General features: G+C 51.7%; 25 protein-coding genes. 6 read left to right on the forward strand and 19 right to left on the reverse strand.

Annotated elements, in window-relative coordinates:
• Positions 1–33: 33 nt before the first annotated feature.
• From atpA to Q8W32_RS02715, 11 genes are all read right to left on the reverse strand, one after another.
• Positions 34–1,572 carry a F0F1 ATP synthase subunit alpha gene (gene atpA / locus Q8W32_RS02665; protein ID WP_303431220.1) on the reverse strand — a complete coding sequence of 513 codons (1,539 nt, stop codon included), beginning with the start codon at positions 1,570–1,572 and terminating at the stop codon, positions 34–36.
• A gap of 15 nt (positions 1,573–1,587) precedes the next feature.
• Positions 1,588–2,124, reverse strand: a complete 537-nt coding sequence (locus Q8W32_RS02670) for a F0F1 ATP synthase subunit delta (RefSeq protein ID WP_303431222.1) — start codon at positions 2,122–2,124, stop codon at positions 1,588–1,590.
• An 11-nt stretch (positions 2,125–2,135) separates the two neighbouring features.
• Positions 2,136–2,606, reverse strand: coding sequence for a F0F1 ATP synthase subunit B (locus Q8W32_RS02675; protein WP_303431223.1), 471 nt, complete (start codon positions 2,604–2,606; stop codon positions 2,136–2,138).
• 67 nt (positions 2,607–2,673) lie between these two features.
• Positions 2,674–2,901, reverse strand: a complete 228-nt coding sequence (gene atpE, locus Q8W32_RS02680; protein ID WP_303431224.1) for a F0F1 ATP synthase subunit C — start codon at positions 2,899–2,901, stop codon at positions 2,674–2,676.
• A gap of 68 nt (positions 2,902–2,969) precedes the next feature.
• Positions 2,970–3,833 carry a F0F1 ATP synthase subunit A gene (atpB, locus tag Q8W32_RS02685; protein ID WP_303431226.1) on the reverse strand — a complete coding sequence of 288 codons (864 nt, stop codon included), beginning with the start codon at positions 3,831–3,833 and terminating at the stop codon, positions 2,970–2,972.
• A gap of 21 nt (positions 3,834–3,854) precedes the next feature.
• Positions 3,855–4,223, reverse strand: a complete 369-nt coding sequence (locus tag Q8W32_RS02690; RefSeq protein WP_303431227.1) for a F0F1 ATP synthase subunit I — start codon at positions 4,221–4,223, stop codon at positions 3,855–3,857.
• A 268-nt stretch (positions 4,224–4,491) separates the two neighbouring features.
• Positions 4,492–5,397 carry a ParB/RepB/Spo0J family partition protein gene (locus Q8W32_RS02695; RefSeq protein WP_305413604.1) on the reverse strand — a complete coding sequence of 302 codons (906 nt, stop codon included), beginning with the start codon at positions 5,395–5,397 and terminating at the stop codon, positions 4,492–4,494.
• A gap of 38 nt (positions 5,398–5,435) precedes the next feature.
• Positions 5,436–6,206: a ParA family protein gene (locus Q8W32_RS02700; protein ID WP_303431230.1), complete on the reverse strand. Its 771-nt coding sequence runs from the start codon at positions 6,204–6,206 to the stop codon at positions 5,436–5,438.
• A 21-nt stretch (positions 6,207–6,227) separates the two neighbouring features.
• Complete coding sequence (gene rsmG / locus Q8W32_RS02705) at positions 6,228–6,908, reverse strand: 16S rRNA (guanine(527)-N(7))-methyltransferase RsmG (protein WP_370693299.1); 681 nt, start codon at positions 6,906–6,908, stop codon at positions 6,228–6,230.
• Positions 6,909–7,037: 129 nt separating this feature from the next.
• Positions 7,038–8,939 carry a tRNA uridine-5-carboxymethylaminomethyl(34) synthesis enzyme MnmG gene (gene mnmG, locus Q8W32_RS02710; protein ID WP_305413605.1) on the reverse strand — a complete coding sequence of 634 codons (1,902 nt, stop codon included), beginning with the start codon at positions 8,937–8,939 and terminating at the stop codon, positions 7,038–7,040.
• A gap of 509 nt (positions 8,940–9,448) precedes the next feature.
• Positions 9,449–10,051, reverse strand: coding sequence for a hypothetical protein (locus Q8W32_RS02715; protein ID WP_303431232.1), 603 nt, complete (start codon positions 10,049–10,051; stop codon positions 9,449–9,451).
• 613 nt (positions 10,052–10,664) lie between these two features.
• Between Q8W32_RS02715 and Q8W32_RS02720 the strand changes: the two genes are divergently transcribed.
• On the forward strand, positions 10,665–11,213 hold the full coding sequence (locus Q8W32_RS02720; RefSeq protein ID WP_303431233.1) for a TetR/AcrR family transcriptional regulator: 549 nt from the start codon (positions 10,665–10,667) through the stop codon (positions 11,211–11,213).
• A 292-nt stretch (positions 11,214–11,505) separates the two neighbouring features.
• Here Q8W32_RS02720 and Q8W32_RS16565 read toward each other — a convergent pair whose 3' ends face one another.
• The 6 genes from Q8W32_RS16565 to rpmH all read right to left on the reverse strand — a co-directional run bounded on the left by Q8W32_RS16565 (position 11,506) and on the right by rpmH (position 15,732).
• Positions 11,506–11,676: an AAA family ATPase gene (locus Q8W32_RS16565; protein WP_368501347.1), complete on the reverse strand. Its 171-nt coding sequence runs from the start codon at positions 11,674–11,676 to the stop codon at positions 11,506–11,508.
• Between the two features lie 100 nt (positions 11,677–11,776).
• Positions 11,777–13,171: a tRNA uridine-5-carboxymethylaminomethyl(34) synthesis GTPase MnmE gene (gene mnmE / locus Q8W32_RS02725; RefSeq protein ID WP_303431234.1), complete on the reverse strand. Its 1,395-nt coding sequence runs from the start codon at positions 13,169–13,171 to the stop codon at positions 11,777–11,779.
• A gap of 93 nt (positions 13,172–13,264) precedes the next feature.
• Positions 13,265–14,914: a membrane protein insertase YidC gene (gene yidC / locus Q8W32_RS02730; protein ID WP_305413606.1), complete on the reverse strand. Its 1,650-nt coding sequence runs from the start codon at positions 14,912–14,914 to the stop codon at positions 13,265–13,267.
• 2 nt (positions 14,915–14,916) lie between these two features.
• A complete protein-coding gene (gene yidD / locus Q8W32_RS02735; protein ID WP_303431236.1) occupies positions 14,917–15,213 on the reverse strand; it encodes a membrane protein insertion efficiency factor YidD in 297 nt (98 codons plus the stop codon).
• On the reverse strand, positions 15,173–15,565 hold the full coding sequence (gene rnpA / locus Q8W32_RS02740) for a ribonuclease P protein component (protein WP_303431237.1): 393 nt from the start codon (positions 15,563–15,565) through the stop codon (positions 15,173–15,175). The genes yidD and rnpA overlap by 41 nt, the downstream gene beginning before the upstream one ends.
• A gap of 32 nt (positions 15,566–15,597) precedes the next feature.
• Positions 15,598–15,732: a 50S ribosomal protein L34 gene (gene rpmH, locus Q8W32_RS02745; RefSeq protein WP_303431238.1), complete on the reverse strand. Its 135-nt coding sequence runs from the start codon at positions 15,730–15,732 to the stop codon at positions 15,598–15,600.
• A gap of 522 nt (positions 15,733–16,254) precedes the next feature.
• Here rpmH and dnaA point away from each other — a divergent pair.
• The 5 genes from dnaA (at position 16,255) to fabV (ending at position 23,935) form a co-directional block, all read left to right on the forward strand.
• Positions 16,255–17,760 (forward strand): chromosomal replication initiator protein DnaA, encoded by a 1,506-nt coding sequence (gene dnaA / locus Q8W32_RS02750; RefSeq protein ID WP_305413607.1) that lies wholly within the window; start codon positions 16,255–16,257, stop codon positions 17,758–17,760.
• 16 nt (positions 17,761–17,776) lie between these two features.
• Positions 17,777–18,877: a DNA polymerase III subunit beta gene (gene dnaN / locus Q8W32_RS02755; protein WP_303431241.1), complete on the forward strand. Its 1,101-nt coding sequence runs from the start codon at positions 17,777–17,779 to the stop codon at positions 18,875–18,877.
• A 6-nt stretch (positions 18,878–18,883) separates the two neighbouring features.
• The gene (gene recF, locus Q8W32_RS02760) at positions 18,884–19,975 is read left to right on the forward strand and encodes a DNA replication/repair protein RecF (RefSeq protein WP_303431242.1); all 1,092 of its coding nucleotides are present in this window, start codon (positions 18,884–18,886) and stop codon (positions 19,973–19,975) included.
• Between the two features lie 55 nt (positions 19,976–20,030).
• Entirely contained in the window at positions 20,031–22,448 is a 2,418-nt protein-coding gene (gene gyrB, locus Q8W32_RS02765) for a DNA topoisomerase (ATP-hydrolyzing) subunit B (RefSeq protein ID WP_305413608.1), read from the forward strand.
• A 296-nt stretch (positions 22,449–22,744) separates the two neighbouring features.
• Positions 22,745–23,935, forward strand: a complete 1,191-nt coding sequence (gene fabV, locus Q8W32_RS02770) for an enoyl-ACP reductase FabV (protein ID WP_305413610.1) — start codon at positions 22,745–22,747, stop codon at positions 23,933–23,935.
• Between the two features lie 500 nt (positions 23,936–24,435).
• Here the strand turns inward: fabV and Q8W32_RS02775 are convergent, their stop codons facing one another.
• The gene (locus tag Q8W32_RS02775) at positions 24,436–25,260 is read right to left on the reverse strand and encodes a 1-acyl-sn-glycerol-3-phosphate acyltransferase (RefSeq protein ID WP_303431247.1); all 825 of its coding nucleotides are present in this window, start codon (positions 25,258–25,260) and stop codon (positions 24,436–24,438) included.
• A 207-nt stretch (positions 25,261–25,467) separates the two neighbouring features.
• A complete protein-coding gene (gene gmhB, locus Q8W32_RS02780; RefSeq protein WP_305413612.1) occupies positions 25,468–26,043 on the reverse strand; it encodes a D-glycero-beta-D-manno-heptose 1,7-bisphosphate 7-phosphatase in 576 nt (191 codons plus the stop codon).
• Positions 26,044–26,123 lie beyond the last annotated feature (80 nt).

Consider the following 26,123-nt stretch of genomic DNA (forward strand, 5'->3'; position numbering starts at 1 on the left):
GCTGGCAACCATTACTGGTCGCCAGCGCCGGACTTACCAAGTCTGGGAGTTCTTGAAAGTTTCAATACACTCTTTCAGACTGGCCGCGATTTCGTTATTGAAGTCGCCCTTCACGTTGATCTTCGCCATCAGTTCAGCAAATTCGCTGTTGGCGTAGCTCAGCAGAGCAGCTTCAAAAGACTTGATCTTGGATACTTCAACGTCTTCCAGGAAGCCTTCGGTAGCAGCGTAAATCGACAATCCCATTTCTGCAGTGGACATCGGTGCATACTGACCTTGCTTCATCAGCTCGGTAACGGCTTTACCATGTTCCAGCTGTTTGCGAGTCGCTTCATCCAGGTCAGATGCGAACTGGGCGAATGCCGCCAATTCACGATACTGAGCCAAAGCCAGACGAATACCACCGCCCAGTTTCTTGATGATTTTGGTCTGCGCTGCACCACCAACACGAGAAACCGAAATACCGGCGTTCATCGCTGGACGTACGCCAGAGTTGAACAGGTTGGTTTCCAGGAAGATCTGACCATCGGTGATCGAAATCACGTTGGTTGGTACGAATGCCGAGACGTCACCGCCCTGGGTTTCAATGATTGGCAGAGCCGTCAGAGAACCGGTTTTGCCTTCAACACCGCTTACGCTTTTCACGTAATCAGGGTTAACGCGACAAGCACGTTCCAGCAAACGGGAGTGCAAATAGAAAACGTCACCAGGATATGCTTCACGACCCGGAGGACGCTTCAGCAACAATGAGATCTGACGGTAAGCCCAGGCTTGTTTGGTCAGGTCATCGTATACAATCAGGGCGTCTTCACCACGATCGAGGAAGTATTCTCCCATCGCACAGCCGGAATAGGGCGCCAGGAACTGCATTGCTGCAGGATCGGCAGCACCAGCAGCAACGATGATGGTATGTTCCATCGCGCCGTGCTCTTCCAGTTTACGAACGACGTTCGCAATGGAAGATTGCTTCTGGCCAATTGCAACGTAAACACATTTAACGCCGCTGCCTTTCTGGTTGATGATGGCATCGATCGCCATCGCTGACTTACCAGTCTGACGGTCACCAATGATCAGCTCACGCTGGCCACGGCCAACCGGCACCATGGAGTCAACCGCCTTGTAGCCTGTTGGCAGCGGCTGATCAACACCCTGACGAGCAATTACGCCAGGCGCAACACGTTCAACAGGTGCCGATGTGCTGGTCTCAATAGGACCTTTTCCGTCAATTGGGTGTCCCAGTGTGTTCACAACGCGACCCAGCATGGCTTCGCCGGTTGGAACTTCCAGGATACGGCCGGTACATTTCGCTTTCTGGCCTTCAGCCAGCGATTTGTATTCGCCCAGAATAACCGCGCCTACAGAGTCGCGTTCCAGGTTCATGGCCAGGCCGTATACACCGCCTTCAAATTCAATCATCTCACCGTACATTACGTCGGCAAGACCATGGATACGAACGATACCGTCGGATACGGATACAACGGTGCCCTCGTTCTGGGCTTGTGAAGTCACATCGAGACTTTCGATGCGCTTTTTGATGACTTCACTGATCTCGGATGGATTCAGTTGCTGCATGCATCGTCCCTCAAACTAGGATTTCATCGCTTCGGCCAACTTTGACAGCTTGCCTGTGAGTGAGCCGTCAATAACCAGGTCGCCTGCACGAATAATAGCGCCGCCGATGAGGGTCTCATCAACTTCGCTGGTCATGCGGACATCACGTTGCAGTTTGGCTTTAAGTGCCTGAGCGAGCTTGTTCGACTGTGCTTCGGTCAGTGCGTACGCAGAGGTCACTACGACATCTACTGCGTTTTGCAGCTGGGCCTTCAGCTCTTCATAAAGAGCTGTAATTTCAGTCAACAGCGTCAGGCGCTTGTTTTCTGCCAGAACGTTTACCAGGTTTTTGGCTGCGTCATTAAGCTTTTCGCCACATACGTCAATCAAGGCTTGTGCTTGCTGTGCCGCAGTCAGAGAAGGATGTACCAGCACTTTCGCCATCTCGGCGTCGGATGCATATAAAGACAGCAGGGCCAGATCTTCTGACCATGCGTCCAGGGTTTTCTTCTCTTTTGCTTCAGCAAACACGGCCTTGGCGTATGGCCGAGCGAGAGTGGTTAATTCAGCCATGGCAACCTCGCTTAGAGTTCTTCAGTCAGTTGATTAAGCAGATCAGCATGAGCTGACGCATCGACTGACTTGCTCAGGATCTTGGTAGCGCCGGCAACAGCCAGCTCAGATACCTGTTTGCGCAGAACTTCTTTGGCACGGTTAACCTCTTGCTCAACTTCTGCTTGAGCAGCGGCTACCAGACGGTCACCCTCAGCGCGAGCGGTTTCTTTCGCTTCGTCGATGATTTGGTTGGCACGTTTGTTAGCCTGTTCGATGATTTCAGCCGCTTTTTCTTTGCTTTCACGCAGCTCGGAAATGGCTTTTTCCTGCGCCAGTTCCAGGTCACGTTCTGCACGGTTTGCTGCGTCCAGACCATCGGCAATTTTCTTTACACGTTCCTGCATTGCACTGGTCAAAGGCGGCCAGACAAATTTCATGCAGAACCAGACGAAAATCGCGAAGGCAATCAATTGACCGAGCATGGTCAGATTCATGTTCACGACGATTTACCTCTTACGAATTCGTTGGACAGGTTTCTTTCAAGACGATCAGGGATCGCTTGGATGATTAACCTGCTACAACGAAGATCAGGTACATCGCGATACCAACACCAATCATTGGAACAGCGTCCAGCAAACCAGCCATCAGGAAGGTTTTGGTCTGTAACTGAGGGCCCAGCTCAGGCTGACGGGCAGTACCTTCGATCAATTTACCACCCAGCAGGGCGAAACCGATACCAGTGCCGAGGGCACCCATACCAATCATGATTGAAGCAGCAATGTATACGAGTTCCATTAAAGACTCCTAAAGTTTAGTTACGTAGTTTGTTAAGGGTTAAATTTAAAATTGTCGGTCGATTCGCACTAGTGATCTTCGTGTGCCTGACTCAGGTAAACAATCGTCAGAACCATGAAGATAAATGCCTGTAGCGGAATCACCAGGATATGGAAGATTGCCCATGGCACGTTCAATACCCACTGCATATAGAACGGTAACAAGGCGATCAGAATAAACACAACCTCACCAGCGTACATGTTACCGAACAGTCGCAATGCCAAAGACAGTGGTTTGGTCAGTAAGCCCAGTACTTCCAGGAACAGGTTGAACGGGATCGCAATCGGGTGGTTAAAAGGTTTCAGGGTCAGTTCTCTGGTGAAGCCACCAATGCCCTTGACCTTGATGCTGTAGTAAATAATCAGCAGGAATACACCCAGCGACAGCCCCAGCGTTCCATTCGGGTCTGCGGTCGGTACGATCTTGAAGAATTCCAGCCCCATGGCATGAGCAATGCCGGGCACCAGATCAACTGGCAGCCATTTGAGGGAGTTCATCAGGAAGACCCAGACAAAAATCGTCAATGCCAACGGCGCAATCAATGGGTTTTTCCCATGAAATGTTTCCTTAACGGTGCCATCAACAAACTCAACCACTGCCTCGACAGAGTTCTGGAGCTTGCCAGGTACATCCGATGTAGCGTTTTTCGCCACTTTCCGGAACACCCATGCGAACAGGATACCCATAGCCAGAGACCAGCCGAGGGAATCCACATGGATCGCCATGAAACCCATATCCTGAGCTTCCTGGCCGGTGTGCGCCATGGTCCAGGTATCGTGGGTCAGTACAGTTTCAGAACCATTCTTGTCGTGACGCACATACCCTTCGGGCAGTTTGCCAAATGTCAGATTGGTCAAATGATGAGCAATATACTCTTGGGAGTTTCCAGCCATCGTTCACTCTCAGTCCATAGTTTATAAATTGGCGACATGTGCTGAAGCGAGGTGCCCCAACTGCACTGTCATGAATCCTGCAAACAGTGCCAATGCATTCAGATGCTCAACCCGCTGGAAGATGACGATAAAACACAGCGCTGTCAGCAAAAACTTCCAGGATTCTCCCTGGTAGAGCGATTGTACAATCCTGCTGGCCGATCTGGCCCCGGTATAGCGGAATGCGCGCCAGACAAAGTAAGCGTTAGGCAGGGCACAGGCTAACCCGCCCAATAACGCCGACACGGCGGCTACATCACTATGTAACCAGGCAATCAAGGCAGAAATCAGCGTCAGGATCAGTTGTAAGATGACGATCCGATGCACAGGTGGACGCGGTACAGTAGACAACCTGATCTCACTAGTCGTTGAATTTCTGCTTTGGCCAGTGCGAAAGCGCGGTGATTATATGGGCAAGGTATCCGGCCTTCAACCAATTACCGGATCTATCTGTAATAAATTGGTCGTAGTGCTTTGGATGGTCTATGCACTATTGATACGTATCAATTCGGGCCATATGTCAAGCAAAACCCCTTGCTTGCACGGCTTTGTCTGGTCATTTGATCGCGTTGTTATTGTCCTTTCGCAGCAGAAATCATTTCCTTCAGATGTGACAGGCTTACTGCATATGGCTCAAAATGCCATCCAGCTCATCCAGGCTGGTGTAGTTGATCACCAGTTTTCCTTTCCCTTTGGCATTATGGCGAATGGACACGCTGGCACCGAGGCGCTCTCCCAGCAGCCGCTCCAAGCGCTCGACATCGGGATCTGCAGGTGCAGGAACTGCGGCACTGGCTGATTGTTTTTGCTCATGGGCACGCACCAACGCTTCGGTTTGTCGTACCGTCAGACCTTTGGCGACCACCTGGTCTGCTGCCTGGCTCTGCGCCTGATCACTCAGTCCCAGCAAGGCTCTGGCGTGGCCCATTTCCAGGTCGCCGTTTTCCAACAGGATTTTTACATCGGCGTTCAGGTTCATCAGCCGCAGCAAATTGGCCACGGTGGTACGGTTTTTTCCAACGGCCTGGGCAACTTCCTGCTGTGTCAGTTCAAATTCCTGCTGCAACCGGTGTAGTGCAATGGCTTCTTCCATCGGGTTGAGGTCTTCCCGCTGAATGTTTTCGATCAGCGCCATGGCAATGGCTGCGTCATCCGGCACATTCCGCACCAGCGCCGGAATTTGCGCCAGCCCGGCCATACGGCTGGCACGCCAGCGACGTTCTCCGGCGATGATTTCATAACGATCTTCCGAGCCCGTTAACAAACGTACCATGATTGGCTGCATCAGTCCTTGTGCCCGAATCGAGTCGGCCAGTTCTTCCAGGGCCTCTGGCTGAATATCCCGACGCGGCTGATACTGGCCTGGCTGAATCACATCCAGCGGCAAATAACTGAGGTCTTTATCGGCTGTGTCCCGCACCGGGCCGGCTGTTACCGACTCAGGGGTATCGTCATCCTGACCGGCATGCGACGCCGCCAACAGCGCATCAAGGCCACGCCCCAGGCCACGTTTACGTTTTATCATACCTTGATTCCGATCATGTCCGTTTTGAACATCTCTATTCAGGCCGTTACCACCCGGTGACGGCGATTCATTTCTCCGGCCAGGGCCAGGTAGGCCATGGCACCACGGGAATTACGGTCGTACAACAATGCCGGTATGCCGTAGCTGGGTGCTTCCGCCAGACGTACATTACGGGGGATGACGGTATCGTAAACCCGGTCACCGAAGTGGCTGATCAGTTGTGAGGAGACATCTTCGGTCAGGCTGTTGCGTGGGTCGTACATGGTACGCAGCAAACCTTCGATATACAGTTGTGGATTGTAGGCATCCTTGATCGAGTCGACGGTCTCCATCAGCGCACTCAGCCCTTCAAGGGCATAGTATTCACACTGCATCGGGATCAGTACCGCATCCGACGCAACCATTGCGTTAACGGTCAGCATGCTGAGTGAGGGCGGGCAATCGATCAGGATATAATCGTAATTTGCTTGCACACTGGCCAATGCCTTGCGCAGCCGCTGCTCCCGACCGATAACATTGATCAACTCAACTTCCGCTGCGGTCAGGTCGCCATTGGAAGGAATCAGGTCATAGCCAGCCTCACCGGCGGGCACGATGGCTTCTTCTACCGTGCAGCGTTGCACCAGCACTTCGTACAACGAGGTTTCCAGTGCGTATTTGTCAATGCCGCTACCGGTGGTGGCATTACCCTGGGGGTCAAGATCAATCAGTAACACCCGGCGTTTGGTTGCCGCCAGTGAGGCAGCCAGGTTCACTGCCGTCGTCGTCTTGCCTACGCCACCTTTCTGATTGGTAATCGCCAGAATCATTGTCTTCGCTCTACAGGGATATTATTGATCAGTCGGTACATGGTCGTCGCCCGGCGCAGCGACCAATCGCAGCAGATGACGCTGACCTTCGACACCTGGCACTTCAATAATGGCAGCAGATGCCAACGTCACATCGGCAGGCAGAGCTTCAAGCTCTTCCTGGGGGTACTGGCCTTTCATGGCCAGATAGCAACCTTGCGGTGCCAGTAAATGACGGCACCAGATCACCATATCAGACAGCGAGGCAAATGCTCGACTGGCAATCATATCGAATGGCACCTCGGGATGATATGCCTCAACCCGGTCATTCACGATAGTGACATTTTCCAGCCCTAGACTGGTACGAGCCTGGAACATAAAGCGCGTCTTTTTGCCGTTGCTATCGAGCAAGGTAAAGTGCCGTTGCGGATTCAGTATCGCCAGCACCATGCCTGGCAGACCAGGGCCGGTACCCACATCCAGAATATGTGTTGCATCGCCAAGATGTGGCTGCACAGCAAGACTGTCGAGCAAGTGCAGGTCAACCATGGCCGACGGCTCACGAATGGCGGTGAGGTTATACGCCTTGTTCCATTTGTGCAGCAGTTCCAGATAGCTCATCAACAGATCGCTGTGCTGATCACTCAGTTCGACATTCATCTGGGCAGCACCACGCACCAAGCGGGGGCGCAGTCCAGTTGGGAGAGAAGTTGCCATACTCATATATAAATGCCTTGAATCCTGCCAGGGGCGCGGATACTAGCACAAAGTCATCCGCGAATCGGAGCCAGCGACGTCAAAAGACCGAATGCACGGCAAGACTCCGGTACTTGTTGTTATTAAAGGCCAGTGTCAGGCCTCCATGCGATGCGCCATATTGCGTTTTTTCAGGTGAATCATGATCTGGCTGATCGCCGCTGGTGTCACCCCGGAAAGCCGTGAAGCAGCACCCAGGGTTTCCGGCTTGAGTTCAAACAGTTTCTGTTTCACTTCATTGGACAAGCCACCGATGGCATCGTAATTGAGGTCATCTGGCAGCAGCGTATTTTCATAACGCCGCAGTTGCTCGATATCTTCCAGCTGACGGGCTATATAGCCGTCGTACTTGGCCTGGATTTCCACTTGCTCGGCCACGCGCGGATCTTCACTGGATGGCTCGCCCTTGAGTCGGGCAATCATCGAATAGGTCAGGGCAGGGCGCTTGAGCAATTCGTGCAGATTGTATTCATGCGTAATCGCTGTTTCACCCAGTCCGGCCAAGGTTGCCGCTTCGGTGGAGCCGGGCTGTATCCAGGTGGTTTTCAAACGCTGTGCTTCGCGCTCAATCTGCTCTCGTTTTTCGCAAAAGGCCGCCCAGCGCTGATCACCAACAATACCAAGGTCACGACCAATCTCTGTCAGGCGCAGATCTGCGTTGTCTTCTCGCAGTATCAGGCGATACTCCGCCCGGCTGGTGAACATCCGGTACGGCTCTTTGGTGCCCATGGTGATCAGATCATCCACCAGCACGCCCATATAGGACTGATCACGACGTGGTACCCAGACGTCTTTTTCCAACGCCCGCAGCGCGGCATTCAAGCCTGCCAGCAAGCCCTGGGCACCGGCTTCTTCGTAACCTGTGGTGCCATTGATCTGACCGGCAAAAAACAGATTGTTGATACAGCGGGTCTCGAGGCTGTGTTTCAGTTGCTGCGGATCAAAATAATCGTATTCGATGGCATAACCCGGGCGCGTCACATGGGCCTGCTCAAAACCAGGGATGGAATGAATCAGATCCAGCTGAACATCAAACGGCAAACTGGTGGAAATACCGTTCGGGTACAGCTCATTGCTGTTTAACCCTTCTGGCTCAACAAAGACCTGATGGCTGCTTTTGTCTGCAAAGCGGGTGATCTTGTCTTCAATCGATGGGCAATAACGCGGGCCTATCCCTTCAATCACACCGGCGTACATGGGTGATCGATCAAGGTTGGCACGAATAATATCGTGGGTCCGTTCATTGGTATGGGTAATGTAACAACTGACCTGCTCCGGATGCTCAGACAGCGACCCCATAAAGGACATCACCGGCAACGGCGTATCCCCCGGTTGTTCCTGCATCACGGAAAAATCCACACTGCGGCGGTCAATACGCGCCGGGGTGCCGGTTTTTAGCCGCCCGACAGCAAAAGGCATTTCCCGCAACCGTCGAGACAAAGCAGTAGAAGGCGGATCACCCGCACGGCCACCGCTGTGGTTTTCCATACCGATATGAATCAGGCCACCGAGGAAGGTACCCGTCGTCAACACCACGGACGTGGCATAAATCTTCATATTGGTGTGTGTCACCACGCCGCAAACGGTGCTGCCAACCCCATCACCATCCAATATCAAATCATCACAAGAAGCCTGGAAAATATCCAGATTGGGCTGGTTTTCAACAACATGGCGAACAGCTGAACGATACAGAGCCCGATCAGCCTGGGCACGGGTAGCCCGTACCGCTGGCCCTTTGCGGCCGTTCAGGGTGCGGAATTGAATACCGCCGCGATCGGTTGCCCGTGCCATGGCACCATCCAGTGCATCAATTTCTTTCACCAGATGACTTTTGCCAATACCGCCAATGGCTGGATTGCAGGACATCACTCCGACGGTGTCCGTGCTATGGGTCAGCAGCAGGGTCTTGCTACCGGTACGGGCCGACGCCAACGCAGCCTCTGTACCAGCATGACCACCACCTACCACAATCACGTCATATCGAACGGGGTATTCCACAGCCACCTCACCAAATCACAGGAATTACAAAAACGGGCGCGGATTATAGCAACTCCCTCAGCCCCCAGATAGAGTCTGTACAATATATAACCAGAACAACTATCCACAACCTTAAACACCCCGAATCGGGCTGTTTACAATGTTATCCACAGCCACCTCAAAACATAAATTTATCTTTTAGAATCAATATACTAGGCTGTTTATAAGAATCTTATAAACGCTAAAAAGCTAAAACGAGGCAAAAACCGAATAACAGTTATCCAGGGATAACCACCCCCTTACACCATGGCTTTACCACATTTTCTAACAGGATTATCCACAAGCTGGAAACCTCAAACTCTCAAAACGATACTACCCACAGGGTGTCAACCAAACAGGCAGCCGCTCGCCGCCCACGGTCAATGAGATACAACACAAGGCAGGCTGACATTAATCAGCCCGAAAGAAAGGAGTGGCGATCACAACAACCGCCAACAACAAGAAATAACGACCAAGGGGAAAAACGGGACCTAGCGGCTGTATTCCAGACGCAGCAATTCACTGTCAGAAGTGAAATAAAATTCCAGCATTCCCTCAGAGGTAATGGCTGCGTAGCCATCTACCGGGGTTGATACGGTAAAGAAATTGCAGCCAGAGCGGCTGTAAATATGTGCTTTCAGCAGGGGATAGTCGGTATTCAGCAAAAAGAGTTCGCCATCAAAGCTGCAGCTGTCTGCGCCCTGACCAACAAACTTGGCCCTGCCGTCCACCTCGGTTATATAGAGGCTGGTCGTACCTGCTTGCCAAACACCCAGGGTATTCCACAAAGAAGAAGAGTTCTTCCAGCTGCCGTCGGCTTTCAGTGTTATGGCACCCGCATTCAGGCCGGTTGCATAAGTGCCCACAATCAGGCCGGTGCCATCGCTCTCATCAATCAGCAAGGCATCCACACCAACATTACTGGCTGTACCACTGGACATCATCTCGCCCTGCGCTTCATCGTTACCGGTGATCCAGCGGGATTCCAGACTCATGGAGACACTGCGCTCGGATGTGTCGTACTCAGCTGTACCGGTAAAACCACGGCTGTCATCAAAACCGTAGATATTGCCTTCGTATATCAAGAGCCGCACAGCGCCGCTTTGATCAAACTGACCGTCCCAAAAACCATTCAGCGCGATGGCACGATTATAAGAAGATTCATAGGCCTGATTATTACTTCCAGAAACACATCCGGAGCAACTCAATGCAGTCGTTATTATTGTTGTTATCGTGAAAACGCGCATGGCGATCCCTGGTAGATAAGCGGTTAGTTATCACAAGGAACAGCAACTTCCATCAGGAAAACTGTCCTGCAGCTAGCCTTTTCATCAAATATTCATAAAAATGTCAACAAAGATAGTGTTTTGCGTCACATTTAATGCCAAAAATGTGAACTTTTGCTAAATATGTCCTTTATCACCGGCTAATCACTGGTCTTCCCAAGAATGCCGGACATCCACCCCCCTATATCTGAAAGGGTCATATAAGCAACCGCCATGACTGCAGCATCTAACCGTTGCCAGGCTACCGGCAAGCTCGGGAACACAACCGGCTCAGAGAGTTGCCCAGGGCACAAAAGAGGCCATCAATACCGTTTTTTAGGCACCATTGCTCAAAAAACCGGCATATTTCTGATCCAGGCCATTCTATTGATTCCTAACACCCGATAGAATTTATCCAAGAGACATACAGGGAGAACGTGCCGTGAGCGATACCAGAGATCATCTCAAATCCATTGCGACTGATCAGATCTGCAAAAACAACCTGGCTGCAGCCAGTTTTCGAGAAATGGGCAAGGTAGCAGGGATCAAATCCAGCTCCGTGCATTATCACTTCAAAAGCCGGGACGCACTGTTACTGGAATTGGCTACCGACTACCAACAGGCTTTTTTTACGGAACTGCAACAGCGTACCGACGGCATCAGTAGCCCGCGGCAGCGACTGCAACATCTGTGCGACTTGTACATGGATCACTTCAGCAGCAATGGCCAGTGCCTTGCCCAGGCTTACAGCGCCGGTATGAACGAACTGACCGAAGACAGTCTGACGGCAATCCAGGCTTTTTATGATGCCTTGTACGAGTGGGTACTTGACTGCCTCAGCTCAGCCCGCTTCTTGCCGGTCTCTCGCGAAGCGCTGGCACGGGTCGTTGTATCTTCCTTGCAAGGTGCAATGGTTGCCGATCGTGTCCGGCCAGACACCCCTCATCTGGAGTCCGTCCGCGAATGGCTCGGGACATTGACCAGCCTTTGATAGACAAGGCTTTAAAAGTAAGCAACTGCTTACTTTTAAAGCTCTGGAATTCGCATAATATGCCCAACAATGAACTATCCAGCTTCTCAAAAATATTCCAAAAAATCTTCATACAAATAAACGCACTGATTCATTGATGATCTCTGTATCAGGCAATCCATCCGCCAGTAAACAACTCTGCTGCCAGGCGCCCTTGTTATCAGAAAGAAAGCACGGTATCGGCAACTGTTGCTGTTTCGCAATCAACAACAGTTTTTTGACAACGATAGTAAGAATGAGTCGCCATAAATATTTACATGCCCTTCGCGGCCAGTAACGCCAAAATATCGATCAGTTGCACAATGGCTGTTGGATGTAGCGCTGACTCGGGTTCATCAACAAAAACGACGGAAAAACGATTGCCTAACAGAGTATCCAGGATGGCTATTTTTTTGATGCCTTCGCTGTGCTGTGAATGGAGTATCTGGAGTTACCCTGCTTATCCCGATTAATCTCTGTACGTATTATATTACCGGAGTCAATGACGTTGGCTCCTGTTTTTGACCAGAACAAGACTCGCACCATCACTTGCCGATACAAAAAGATCCAAAAATCTTGCCCAGCAAGTCATCGGCACTGAATTCACCGGTAATCTCCCCCAGCGCTTTCTGAGCGTCGCGCAGGTCTTCGGCGAGGAGTTCCCCTGCTGCAAGCCCGGATAGCTGTTGTTGCCCCTGTTGCAGTGCGATACGGGCGCGTTCAAGGGCATCCAGATGGCGGCGTCGAGCCAAGAACCCGCCTTCGCCACCGGCATCAAACCCCATCACCTGTTTCAGATGCTGGCGCAAAGCGTCGATACCCAGTTGCTGACGGGCTGAAATCCGTAACACCGGAAAAGGGCCCTGGTTGTCCAGACCTGCAGTTTCGTTGGCAAGGTCGATCTTGTTGCGAATCACGGTCAGTCGGCCGCTGCGAATCAGGGCGTCGGTTTCGGTGGCCAGACCCTGTTCGTCATAGAGTGCGTGCAGCAGTTGTTCCGGGCTGTGCTGGTCGCTTGTGGCATCCATCATCAGCAGGATACGGTCGGCCTGGCGAATTTCGTCCCAGGCCCGCTGGATGCCGATACGTTCCACTTCGTCAGGGGCATCCCGCAGCCCTGCGGTATCCACTACGTGCAGAGGCATACCATCAATCTGGATATGTTCCTTCAGAACGTCGCGGGTGGTACCGGCAATGTCGGTCACGATCGCTCGCTCATGACCCGCCAGGGCGTTAAGCAGAGAGGACTTGCCAGCATTGGGACGTCCGGCAATCACGACGGTCATGCCTTCGCGCAGAATGGAGCCTCGGGTCGCTTCGGCCAGTACCTGTTCCAGCGCGGCCATAACCGTGACCAGTTTGGCGGCGACCTTGCCGTCGGAGAGAAAGTCGATTTCTTCTTCTGGAAAGTCCATCGCCGCTTCCACGTAGATACGCAGTTCGATCAGCTGATCGAGCAACTGTTGTATGCGGCGGGAAAACTCTCCTTGCAATGAACGCAGGGCACAACGGGCCGCTTGTTCGGAGGCGGAATCAATCAGGTCGGCAATGGCTTCTGCCTGGGCCAGGTCCAGCTTGTCGTTCAGAAAAGCCCGTTCGGAAAACTCCCCCGGACGGGCCAGACGACAGCCCTGTGACACCAGTTCATTCAGCAACAAATCCAGCACCACCGGGCCGCCATGACCCTGGAATTCCACCACATCTTCGCCAGTAAACGAGTGGGGGCCGGGGAAAAAGAGGGTAATCCCTTCATCCAGAACGTCTCCGGAGGCAGCTTTCAGCGCACCATAATGGGCATGCCGGGGCCGGGGCTGATAACCAATCACCCGCTCTGCAATGGTTTGCGCTGCCGCGCCGGAAACTCGCACAATGCCAACGCCTCCACGGCCGGGAGCAGTGGCAATGGCGGCAATAGTGTCCTGATGAATGGTGTTACTCATGACAGCCTCACAGAGAGAAAGGGGATCGTTGCAGGTCGTCTTGCAGATACAAAAACGGGAGCCAATGGCTCCCGTGATCGCTGAAAACCAGCTTCAGCTGTTTTCTATCTGCTTGGTGATCACGTACTGCTGAGCAATCGACAGCAGGTTGTTTACCACCCAGTACAGTACCAGACCAGCCGGGAACCAGAGGAAGAATACAGTCATCATCACTGGCATAAACTGCATCACCCGCGCCTGCATTGGATCTGGAGGGGTCGGGTTAAGACGCATCTGTACAAACATCGAAGCACCCATCAACAGCGGCAGAATGAAGTAAGGGTCCATCACCGACATGTCGGTAATCCAGAGTGCAAACGGTGCCTGACGCAGCTCAACCGATTCCATCAGTACCCAGTACAGAGAAATAAATACCGGCATCTGGATCAGCATTGGCAAGCAGCCACCAAGCGGATTGATCTTCTCTTTTTTGTACAGCGCCATCATTTCCTGGCCCAGTTTTTCACGGTTGTCGCCGTACTGTTCCTTGATCTGCTGCATTTTCGGGCCAACCTTGCGCATGTTGGCCATGGAGCGATAGCTCACTGCAGACGGGTAGAAAAACAGGATTTTCACACACAGGGTCAGCAGGATGATCGCCACACCCCAATTGCCAACAATACTGTGGAAAAAGGTCAGCAAGAAGAACAACGGTTGGGCAATCCACCACAACCAGCCGTAATCGACGGTCAGTTCCAGGTGCGGTGCAATCTGTTCCAGCGAGTCCTGATCCTTGGGTCCAACATAGAGACTGGCACCGGTTTCACCGACAGTACCCGGTGCGACCACCATGGCCTGATCATAAAAACCGAAGATGTAGTTACCCTTGACGAAGCGACCATTGTAGGTGTGGGTCGCATCTTGTGACGGTACCCAGGCAGAAAGGAAATAATGCTGCAACATCGCAGCCCAGCCGCCTTCTTGCGGGTTTTTGTATACTTCGTCTTCAAGGTCATCGAAGGTGATTTTTTCGTAGCGATTCTCTTTCGTCGTCAAAGCAGCACCCAGATAGGCCTGCATGCCCATACCGCTACCAGCAGAAGGATCCGGAGAGGCATCCCGTTTCAGCTGGGCGTAAAACACCCCTTCCCATGGCTCGGATGAGTTGTTGTGAATCCGGTATTGCATGTCGATCAGGTAATTTCCCCGGTGAAAGGTAAATACTTTTTCGACCATACCCTTGTCTGTCTCGGTTGACAGCACAACCACCAGTTCATCGTCACCTTCGGTCAGCGTGTAGTCATTCTTTTCTGCACTGAAGAGCGCGCCACCATTGGTATCGATACCATCACGACCAATCAGGCCGCTTTGTGCCACGTAGGTACGGCGCTGGTTGTTTTCCAGCAATACAAACGGGATGTCCTTGGTTTCGATAGACGCCGGAAACTCCGGTAGCAACACTTCCGTCACTTCACCGCCGCGAGGGTTGATGGTTACTTGCAACACATCGGTCTTGATGCGGATCAGCTCACCGGATGGTGTCGGGGCACTCCCTGTGGAGCTGATCTGAGGTGCTTCCAGCTGCGGATGTTCCGCATCGGCTGTTACATCAGCAACGCTGGGTACATCCGGGATTGCTGGTGTTTCTGCCTGGATCGGCGCATCGATACGGGTTTTTTGCCCGTAATCGTCGTTCCAGGTAATGAAGATAAAATAGCTCGAAATGGCCAGGCCAAGGTATATAACCGTACGGCGGATATCCATGTTCAGGGTTTCCGTTGACAACAGTTGGAAGAATGTTTGGGTAAATCAGGTACCAGATCAACGCCGTGATCCCCCCAGGGGTGGCATCTGACCAAACGACGGATGGCGAGATAACCGCCACGCAAGGCACCGTATCGTGTTACCGCTTCAGCAGCATAAGACGAGCAGGTAGGGTAAAAACGACAGCGGGAGGGCAATAACGGACTGATGGCGTAGCGATAGCCGGCAATCAGCAACAGCAGTATTCGAGCTGCAAAACTAACGTCGCCGTCTTTTTTGATTGTTGCCGGACTTGCCATGGTTTGGTCGCTTTAATCGGAACCAGAGGGAGTCAATCATCTCACGTATCTGACGGTTGTCCAGTTCGGTAATTCCTGACCTCGCCAATACGACATAATCGTATGAACCCAGTTCGGGCTGGTGATGACGGAATGATTCCCGAATCAACCGTTTGACACGATTTCGATCGACAGCATGTCGAATTTGCTTCTTGGCTAACACAAACCCCAGACGCGGACGCTGTTGTTGGTTGCCAGAAGCAAGGACCAGCAATTGGGGAGTACTCCCGCGCCGTTCAGTATCATCAAAAACTCGTTTGAACTCAGCTGGTTTCAGCAATCGTGCATCACGGCCAAAGGTCAAATCGATCATCAGTAAACTGCGGTCGGGAGCTATCTGCCCGATCAGGCGCTCAGATTCTGACGGCCTTTGGCACGACGGCGAGTCAGGATCTGACGACCGCTTTTGGTAGCCATACGTGCACGGAAGCCGTGGTTGCGCTTGCGCTTCAGGACGCTTGGTTGAAATGTACGTTTCATATTCGGATACCCGGTTAATGTTTAGGGGTCAGTTTTTAAAGGGCGGCAATTGTATGAGAAAGCCGGATAAATGGCAATGACTGTTTCCTGACCAATTTTGATGACCGAATCGGTCAGCATAATTCCCCACAGTCCCAATATTATTATTTTGTATGAATTAGTGTTTGAAAAGAGATGGAGGACTGATGAAGTTATTATTATTACATCACGGTTTTTCTGTGGATAACCGGTCTAAGCTTTTGATTCCAATGAATTTATAGAGTTAATAACCAGGTCTTGTTCCAGTGATGAAGGTGGTATTAAGCTGACCGTAACCCGTGTGTGAAAGAGCAAGATATACCGTCGCTGTCTGATCGCCATCATTTGCTGTGGAGTAAATGGGTGATTACGGTCAGGTTTTCCACAGGTTGTTGGTTGGCAGTTTCGATGGTACTGAATTCACCCGCTGCGAGTCAGACTATTCTGTGGATAACTTCTGCCACTTTGGATACACTAGCGGCCTTGACCAAAACGTAAATTGAGGTGGGTGTGGCTGTTTTTTGGGATGAATGTTTACGGCATCTGGAGCATGAATTGCCGACCCAGCAGTACAACACCTGGATTCGACCTCTGATGGCGTCTGAGCAAAATCAGCGGTTGGTATTAAGTGCGCCAAACCGCTTTGTTCGGGATTGGGTCAAAGACAAATACCTGCAACGAATCCAGGAAATTCTTTCCGAGTTGAATGGCGGACGGCTGACTCACGTGGATCTGACCGTGGGTGAATCGCAGCCGATGTTTCGTGCGCCACCGCCTGCGCCGCGCCAGGCTGAACCACAGCCACCGGTGGCGCGTAATCCGGCCTCCAGCTTTGCTGCCACTCGGGCACGAGCAGAAGATGATGAGCCAATGGTGGATGAATTCCAGCCGCCAGCGGTTACTGCCAAACCTCCGGTACAAATGCCTGTCAATACATCCGCGGCTTCCACTTCCCGCCGGGAAGTACAGGTTGAAGGAGGGGTAAAGCACCGTTCCTTCCTGAACCCGACATTTACCTTCCAGACTTTTGTTGAAGGTAAATCGAACCAGCTCGCCCACGCTGCAGCCCAGCAGGTTGCCGAAAACGCTGGCGGGTCGTACAACCCACTCTTTATATATGGTGGTGTTGGCCTGGGTAAAACCCACTTGATGCATGCGGTCGGCAATTATCTACAGTCAAAAAACCAGAACGCCAAGGTACTTTATGTACACTCCGAGCGTTTTGTGCAGGATATGGTCAAGGCCCTGCAGCTGAATGCCATTAACGAATTCAAGCGTTTCTATCGCGGTCTGGATGCCTTGCTGATTGATGACATCCAGTTTTTCGCCGGTAAAGAGCGCTCTCAGGAAGAGTTTTTCCATACCTTCAACGCCTTGTTGGAAGGTGGTCAGCAAATGATTCTGACTTGTGACCGTTACCCAAAAGAAATTCATGGCCTTGAAGAGCGGTTGAAGAGTCGTTTTGGCTGGGGACTGACGGTCGGTGTTGAACCTCCCGAGCTTGAAACCCGGGTCGCCATCTTGATGAAAAAAGCAGAGCAAAGTGGGGTGCACTTACCTGATGATGCTGCTTTTTTTGTTGCCCAGCGCATTCGCTCCAATGTCCGGGAGCTGGAAGGTGCCCTGAAGCGAGTGATTGCCAGTGCGCAATTCACCGGCAGTGAAATCAACCTGCCGTTTATCAAGGAATCGCTGAAAGACCTGCTTGCTCTGCAAGAACGGCAAGTCAGTATTGATAATATCCAGCGGACCGTCGCCGAGTATTACAAAATCAAGATCTCTGATTTATCATCTAAGCGCCGAACACGATCGATCGCCCGCCCACGACAAGTGGCGATGGCGTTAAGCAAAGAGCTCACTAATCATAGTCTTCCCGAGATTGGCGAAGCCTTTGGTGGCAGAGATCATACGACGGTGTTGCACGCTTGTAGAAAAGTGAAAGAACTGCAACAAACCAACGCTGACGTTCTTGAAGATTACAAGAACCTGCTGCGTTCACTGACAACCTAGACCTGAGTGGAGAAACATGAAATTCGTAATCTCTAGGGAAGCTTTGCTACGCCCCCTGCAACTGGTGGCGGGTGTTGTTGAAAAACGACAGACGTTACCGGTGCTCTCCAATGTATTGTTGGAAGTGCGTGGTCAGCAGTTATCCCTGACAGGGACCGATCTCGAGGTCGAACTGGTTGGCCGGGTAACGCTTGACGAAGCCGGTGTTGAAGGTGCTGTTACTGTGCCCGGCAAAAAACTGATGGATATTTGCCGCTCCTTGCAGGACGGTGCCCAGATAGAAATTGCCCTTGATGACCAGCGCGTGAATATCCGCTCTGGTCGTTCACGTTTTACCTTGTCCTCCTTGCCTGCCAGCGAATTTCCTAACGTTGAATCGGTGGGTGAAGAAAAAAGCTTTACCATGAGCCAACAGGTGTTACGCCGGGCGCTGGATCGCACCAGCTTTGCCATGGCGCAACAGGACGTACGGTATTATCTTAACGGCATGCTGTTTGAAGTCAGCACTGACTCACTGCGTACCGTTGCAACCGACGGCCATCGCCTGGCGACCTGCCGTGTTGATATATCCGGGCCGGATGAAGCCAGCCAGATTATCTTGCCACGCAAAGGCGTGCTGGAATTGGCAAAACTGCTGACAGACGCCGAGATGAGCGTGACCTTGTCTTTGAGTGGTAATCACTTACGCACCCAAACCGAGAATTTCACTTTTATCTCCAAGCTGGTTGATGGCAAGTTTCCGGATTACACCCGGGTAATTCCAAAAAACGGTACCAACGTCATGCTGGCCGATCGCCAGGAATTACGCCAGGTATTTGCCCGGACGGCGATTCTTTCCAACGAAAAGTATCGTGGTGTGCGTTTGGTGCTGGCTCCGGATTTATTGCAAGTGTTTGCCAATAACCCTGAACAAGAAGAAGCCGAAGAATCTGTAGCCGTTCATTACAGTGGCGACTCCCTTGAAATGGGCTTTAACGTTGCCTACCTGCTGGACGTTATGTCTGTTATCAGTAATGAAAACGTCAAACTGACGCTGTCCGACGCAAATAGCAGTGCACTTCTGGAAGAACCGGAAGGTGGCGACTCGCTTTACGTTGTGATGCCGATGCGCTTGTAGGTATTTATGCCGATTCGGCGTTTGTCCGTTCGCGGTGTCCGTAATCTGGCACCGCTGACGATTCAGCCTCATTCCCGTGTTAACTTTATTTATGGTGATAACGGCAGCGGTAAAAGCAGCTTGCTGGAATCCATCGCCTTGCTGTCTTCTGGCAAATCTTTCCGTTCCAATCAGATTAAACAGCTGATCCTGCACGATGCGGATCGGCTTGAGCTGGAATGCGAGATGGGCGAGCCTGATGAAGAAAAAACACAGAACCTGTACAGCCTCCGTTTACGTAATGGTGACGTACTGTTTCGCCTCGATGGATCGGTACTGACATCCCAGGCGCAGGTCGCCAGTTGCTTGCCGGTTCAAGTGATTGAGCCCAATACCTTCCGGTTACTGGTTGGATCTCCAGAAGACCGCCGCCAGTTTCTTGATTGGGGAGTGTTCCATGTGGAACCTGGCTTTATCGAAGAATGGCGGATCTTCCGTAAGGTACTAAAACAACGCAACAGCGTGCTGAAACAAAAAGAAACCAGCTGGCTGGATGTTTGGGATGATGGCTTTATGGAAGCCAGCGAAAAGATTCACCAGTATCGCCTAGCTTATCTGAAAGATTTTGTGCCTCGCTTTGAGACTACGCTGGCAGCACTCGATGAAAGCATCAAGGTAGGATTACATTATTATCCCGGCTGGGAAAAGGACAGCCAGCTCAAGGATATTCTGGCCCGACAGCAAGAGCGGGATTTACAGCTGGGCTATACTCAGTCTGGCCCACATCGGGCAGAGCTGCGTATTCGAGTGAATAAATTACCGGCAGCGGATGTACTGTCGCGAGGCCAGCAAAAAACAGTGGTGGCAGCACTGAAGCTTACCCAGGGAATTCTGTATAAGCAAAGCTGTGGTAATGCGCCTATTTACCTGGTCGATGACCTGGCCTCAGAGCTGGATTCCCGGCACCGTTTGGCTTTATGCCAGGTGCTGGAAGATTTAAAATGTCAGGTATTTATTACAAGTATAGAAAAGCAGCAACTGATGGACAGCTGGACCCCCTCCGACTTCAAGGTGTTTCATGTGGAACACGGCAAAATCGAAGAAGAAAGCCTTTCCTGATCACCTGATCCAACAAGCAGTTGTTGATGCTATTTCCGCCCAAGAGGAACACTGAATGAGTGAGCAGAGTTACGATTCGTCCAGTATTAAAGTACTGAAAGGCCTAGATGCCGTTCGCAAGCGCCCAGGCATGTATATCGGTGATACGGACGATGGCACCGGCCTGCATCATATGGTGTTTGAGGTGGTTGATAACTCCATTGATGAAGCCTTGGCGGGTTATTGTGACAGCGTTAATGTCGTTATTCACACGGACAATTCGGTATCGGTATCGGATAACGGCCGAGGTATCCCCACCGAGATTCACGAAGAAGAAGGTGTCTCTGCTGCGGAAGTGATTCTGACGGTACTGCATGCTGGCGGCAAGTTTGATGACAACAGCTATAAGGTTTCAGGTGGATTACACGGCGTGGGTGTTTCCGTCGTCAATGCGTTATCTGAAAGCCTGAAAATGACCATTCGCCGTGGTGGCAAACTGTTCGAACAGGAATACAGCCACGGTGTGCCAGATTACCCATTGCGGGAAGTGGGTGTCAGTGACACCACCGGCACCATGGTGACTTTTTTACCATCAAAAGAAACCTTCACCAAAACCGAATTCTCCTATGAGTACCTGGCCAAACGCCTGCGGGAATTATCCTTCCTGAACTCCGGTGTTCGCATTTATTTAAAAGATGAGCGAGTCGCCGATAAAGAAGACGTTTTTGAGTTTGAAGGTGGGTTAGCCTCCTTCGTAAAATATCTCAATGACGGCAAAACCGCCCTGAACGACGTTTTCCATTTTAATGCTGAGCGTGAAGACGGTATTGCTGTGGAAGTGGCGATGCAGTGGAACGACTCCTTCCAGGAAAATATCTTCTGCTACACCAACAACATTCCACAACGGGATGGTGGCAGTCACCTGGCCGGTTTCCGTGCGGCCCTGACGCGTACCCTGAATACCTATATTGAAAAAGAAGGTCTGGCGAAAAAAGCCAAAGTGGCCACCACTGGTGACGATGCCCGCGAAGGCCTGACCGCTATTATTTCGGTCAAGGTACCTGATCCAAAATTCAGCTCCCAGACCAAAGACAAGCTGGTATCTTCTGAAGTGAAACCTGCGGTGGAGCAGGAGATGGGACGCCTGTTCAGTGAATATCTGATGGAAAACCCGTCTCAGGCAAAAGACCTGGTTGGCAAAATGATCGATGCCGCCCGTGCTCGTGACGCCGCTCGTCGTGCTCGTGAAATGACACGCCGTAAAGGCGCATTGGATATTGCCGGTCTGCCTGGCAAGCTGGCGGATTGTCAGGAAAAAGATCCAGCCTTGTCAGAAGTCTACCTGGTGGAAGGGGACTCGGCCGGCGGCTCCGCCAAGCAAGGCCGGGATCGTCGTACCCAGGCAATTTTGCCGTTGAAAGGTAAAATCCTCAACGTTGAAAAAGCCCGCTTTGACAAAATGCTGTCGTCAGCAGAAGTCGGCACCCTGATTACTGCATTGGGTTGTGGCATTGGCCGGGAAGAATTTAACCCCGACAAATTGCGTTATCACAGCATTATTATCATGACCGATGCGGACGTGGATGGGGCGCACATCCGGACGCTGTTGCTGACCTTCTTCTTCCGCCAAATGCCAGAAATCATTGAACGTGGTCATGTGTATATTGCCCAGCCGCCGTTGTACAAAATCAAACGTGGCAAGCAAGAACAGTACATCAAGGATGAAGAAGCGATGGAGGAGTACCTGACTCATATCGCTTTGGAAAAAGCCGCACTTCACCCGTCAGCGGATGCGCCAGCCATAACGGACACGGCTTTTGCTGAACTGGTTGCCGACTATCGGGCAGCACAAGAGATCGTACAGCGCTTGTCTGGCCTGATTCCTCAAGCCGTATTGCATCAGCTACTGACGCTGCCTGTTGTGGAAGCCTCTGCTCTGGGTGATGAAGCCTTTGTGAAAAACTGGGCTTCGCAGCTGGACGCAGTACTGCCGGATGCTGGCCGCAGTGGCAACCATTTCCACGTGGAACATATCCAGGATACTGAGCGTAACGAGTTTAATGTACTGGTTAAGGTCATTACTCATGGTGTGCCACGTGATTATATTCTCGATCGTGAATTTTTTACCGGTTCCGGTTATCGCAGATTGTCGATGATCAGCCAACGCCTGAGCGATACATTGGAAAGTGATGCTTATATTCAACGAGGGGAGCGTGTTTATCCTATCGTTGATTTCTGGGATGCAATTCAATGGCTGCTGAATGAAGCTAAAAAAGGCTTCAATATCCAGCGCTATAAAGGTCTGGGAGAGATGAACCCGGATCAATTGTGGGAGACCACCATGGACCCGAATACCCGTCGTATGCTGCAGGTTGGTATCGAGGATGCCATTTCCGCCGACAAGATGTTCACAACCCTGATGGGTGATGAAGTGGAACCGCGTCGCGCCTTTATCGAAGCTAATGCATTAAACGTAGCGAACCTGGATTTCTGATTTCTCCAGTGTTTATCAGGCCCCGGCGGAGGTATCTCGGTCGGGGCTTTTTTATTTCAGGCTTTTGGGTGGCAAGATTCTGTCACTGAAAAAACGCATCAAAAAATTTCATCCACTGAGTTATCCACAGAAATGTCCGGTCAGCAGGGGATGATTGACTCAATAGTGCTTGTCCCAAAGAGAGCTGCTATATAGTGGGTGGCAAGCTACAATAACCCAGCATTGGCCGAAGCCTGCTTGTTGCTGCCAGACGAGTGCTTCGGGTATCCCGTAATCCAGATCGACAGGAATGATTCATGATTATCAAACCGAGAGTGCGCGGTTTTATGTGTGTAACAACCCACCCAAGTGGTTGTGAAGCAAACGTTAAAGAGCAAATTGACTTTATCAAGGCACAGGGCAAGATCGATATGCCCAAGCGTGTCCTGGTGATTGGTGCTTCGACCGGTTATGGCCTGGCTGCACGTATTGCGGCTGCCTTTGGTGCAGGTGCATCCACACTCGGTGTGTTTTTTGAAAAAGAAGGAACAGAGAAAAAAACAGGCAGTGCTGGTTGGTACAACTCGGCGGCGTTCCATCAATTTGCTGAAGCCGATGGCTTGTATGCAAAAAGTATCAACGGTGATGCCTTTACCAATGCGATCAAGCAAAAAACCATCGACGCCATCAAGGCCGATATGGGTCAAGTCGACCTGGTTATTTACAGTCTGGCTGCTCCTCGTCGCCAGCACCCGGTAACCGGAGTTGTCCATAACTCGACCCTGAAACCCATCGGTAAAGACGTTACCCTGCGAGGTATCAATACCGATAAGGAAATCATTCAGGACTTCACCTTGCCAGCCGCTTCTCAAGAAGATATCGACAATACGGTTGCCGTTATGGGTGGTGAAGACTGGCAGATGTGGATCGATGCGCTGGATGCCGCCGGGGTATTGGCGGATGGTGCCAAAACGTCTGCGTTTACCTACCTCGGCGACAAGGTAACCTGGGATCTGTACTGGGGCGGTACCATTGGCCAGGCGAAGCAAGATCTCGACAAACGAGTGATCGCTATCCGTGAAAAACTGGCGGCCAAAGGCGGCGATGCCCGGGTTGCTGTGTTAAAAGCCGTTGTGACACAAGCCAGCTCCGCCATTCCAATTATGCCGCTGTACCTGTCGCTGCTATTCAAAGTGATGAAAGAGCAGGGTACTCACGAAGGCTGTATTGAACAGCTGTATCGCCTGTACAGCGAGTGCCTGTATTCAGATACTCCACGTCTGGATGATGAAGGACGTGCCCGGGTTGATGAACTGGAGTTGATTCCGGAAGTACAAAAAGCCGTTGAAGATGCCTGGGATACCATCACCACGGACACCATTGCGACCGATACCGACTTTGCCGGTTACAAGGCAGAGTTCTTGCGCCTGTTTGGTTTTGGCCTGGAAGGCGTAGACTACGAAGCCGATGTTAATCCGCTGGTCACCATCAAAGGCATGGTCGAGTAAATCGGACCATGCCTGAATGTTCCGGGCTTTGGTGTTCCGGGTCTGAGTGGGCGATTGAAAGCGGGGTTGAAGCCGGGGTGTAGGGTGTGAGTAGATCAGTGCCAGAGAATCAGACTGGTACTGGCAGACGATAAAGAGAGTGAAACGGCGACGTGTTTCACGTGAAACAGACTCTTCAGCCAGCGATGATCAGCCAAGCCATCAAGACAAGAGCCACACAGGCGACAGGCACACTCAGAAGAACAGTAAAAAAGCCGATGATTCCCAAAGAATCATCGGCTTTTTTATGGCTCTCTTGTTATGCGCTAAGCGATAGATAGCGTGCAATATCCAAGTAAGGTCAGAATTCACGACAGGACGAGGACGACCGGTACCATAAGCCCGAATGTTCCACATGGAACAGGATGGCCTCACGATATGCAGAGCAATAAAAACGGCCCTCAGGTTAAACCAGAGAGCCGTTGTTAAAACCAATCTGCGTGGTGTTTGCTGTGTGCTGGCTAGAAGCGCTTGCCGCTGGTCACAGCTTCCACATACTCACCCTGGAATGGCAGATCAGAAATACGATCGACCTGCTCGTTGATCCAGGTTTCAGTCAGTTCATTCAAGTCGGCAGTACTCATACCTGCGGTTTCGATGGGAGCACTGATCACCATACGAATAACCCCCGGCGATTTTACCCAATGAGTGTTGGGCCAATGCTCGGAAGAGTTATGGGCAATGGTGATAACCGGAGCAGCTGTTTTGGTCGCCAGCATGGCCCCTCCCTTGGAAAACAGCTTGCGCTTGCCCGAAGGAATACGGCTGCCTTCTGGAAAGACCAGCACGTGAATACCTGCCTTCAGCCGCACCTCACCTTGCTGAATGACTTGCTTGAGAGCGTTGGTCTTTTTATTACGATTAATAAAAATGGGTTGAATCAACTGTAAACCCCAGCCAAAAAACGGCAGGTAAGACAGCTCTTTCTTGACTACCTGCACGTGCGGGTAGATCAGTGTTGGCAGCATAAAGGTCTCCCAGGTGCTCTGGTGTTTGCTGATCAGCACATAGCCACGGCCATCGCTGGGAATATTTTCCCGGCCTTCGACCTCACAGCGAATACCTGCAATCCAGCGCAAACCAAAAATAACCAGGCGGCAATGAATGCCCATTACCCAATAATTACGTGCCTTGAGCGGTAAAAAAGGGCCAATCAATAAACTGGGGATAAACCAGATAACGGTGACTACCGTCAGCCAAATGTAAAAAAGGATACTGCGTAGTTTATGGCTGAACGGTGAGTTTGGAACGTCGGCAGCGGCCGAATAACTGGAGCTGTTCATCATGCTGAAGAAGCCTTGTTGAAAATCAAACTGTCTGCGTGTTTATACCATTGCCATGAGGTTTTGATTGTTACGTCATTTCCTATGACTGTTTCCCTGTGGGCACGGGCACTGCACCGGACTCCAAGCAGATTGTGGGCTACAGGGCCTGCCAGCCAGACTACCTGACCCGGCTCCGACACACCAAGTATTCGTGAGGCTATTGAGCTATCAGTCAGGCCCGGTTATCGGGTTTTGATTTTCCGAATTGAGGAATTGATCTACCCAGGATGACAGATCATCAAACACGGCGGTATGGGCGAGTGTTGGGTGAGTGGCCAGCTTGTTTTCCGAGCCACGGCCCTTGCCGGTGCGCACCAGTATCGGTGTACATCCAGCTGCGGTACCGGCTTCGAGATCCCGGATAGAATCGCCGACCATGACAGCCCCTTGGGCGGAGACTCCCAGCGCCTGTTCAATCTGATGGATCAGGCCAGGTAATGGCTTGCGGCAATCACACTGATCCCCAGGGCCATGGGGACACCAGGCAATATGGGCAAGATGACCGCCCTCGGCTTCAATCAAGGCATTCATTTTGCTGTGCATGGCATCGAGATCATCCTGATGGAAATAACCCCGGGCCAACCCCGACTGATTGGTGGCGACGGCTACCTGATAACCCGCCTGGCACAGGCGGCCGACGGCTTTGGCACTGCCGGGAATAGCGATCCATTCCGCGGCAGATTTGACGTAAGCATCGGAGTCCTGATTAAGGACGCCATCACGATCGAGAATAATCAGTGACATGGGATTGATCTCCGAGGGCATGGCACAGGCCAGTGTATCCATCGTTCAGTGTGAGCGAACACACAAAAGCCCGGACCAGC

The organism is Oceanobacter sp. 3_MG-2023, assembly GCF_030688925.1.
GTDB lineage: Bacteria > Pseudomonadota > Gammaproteobacteria > Pseudomonadales > Oceanobacteraceae > Oceanobacter.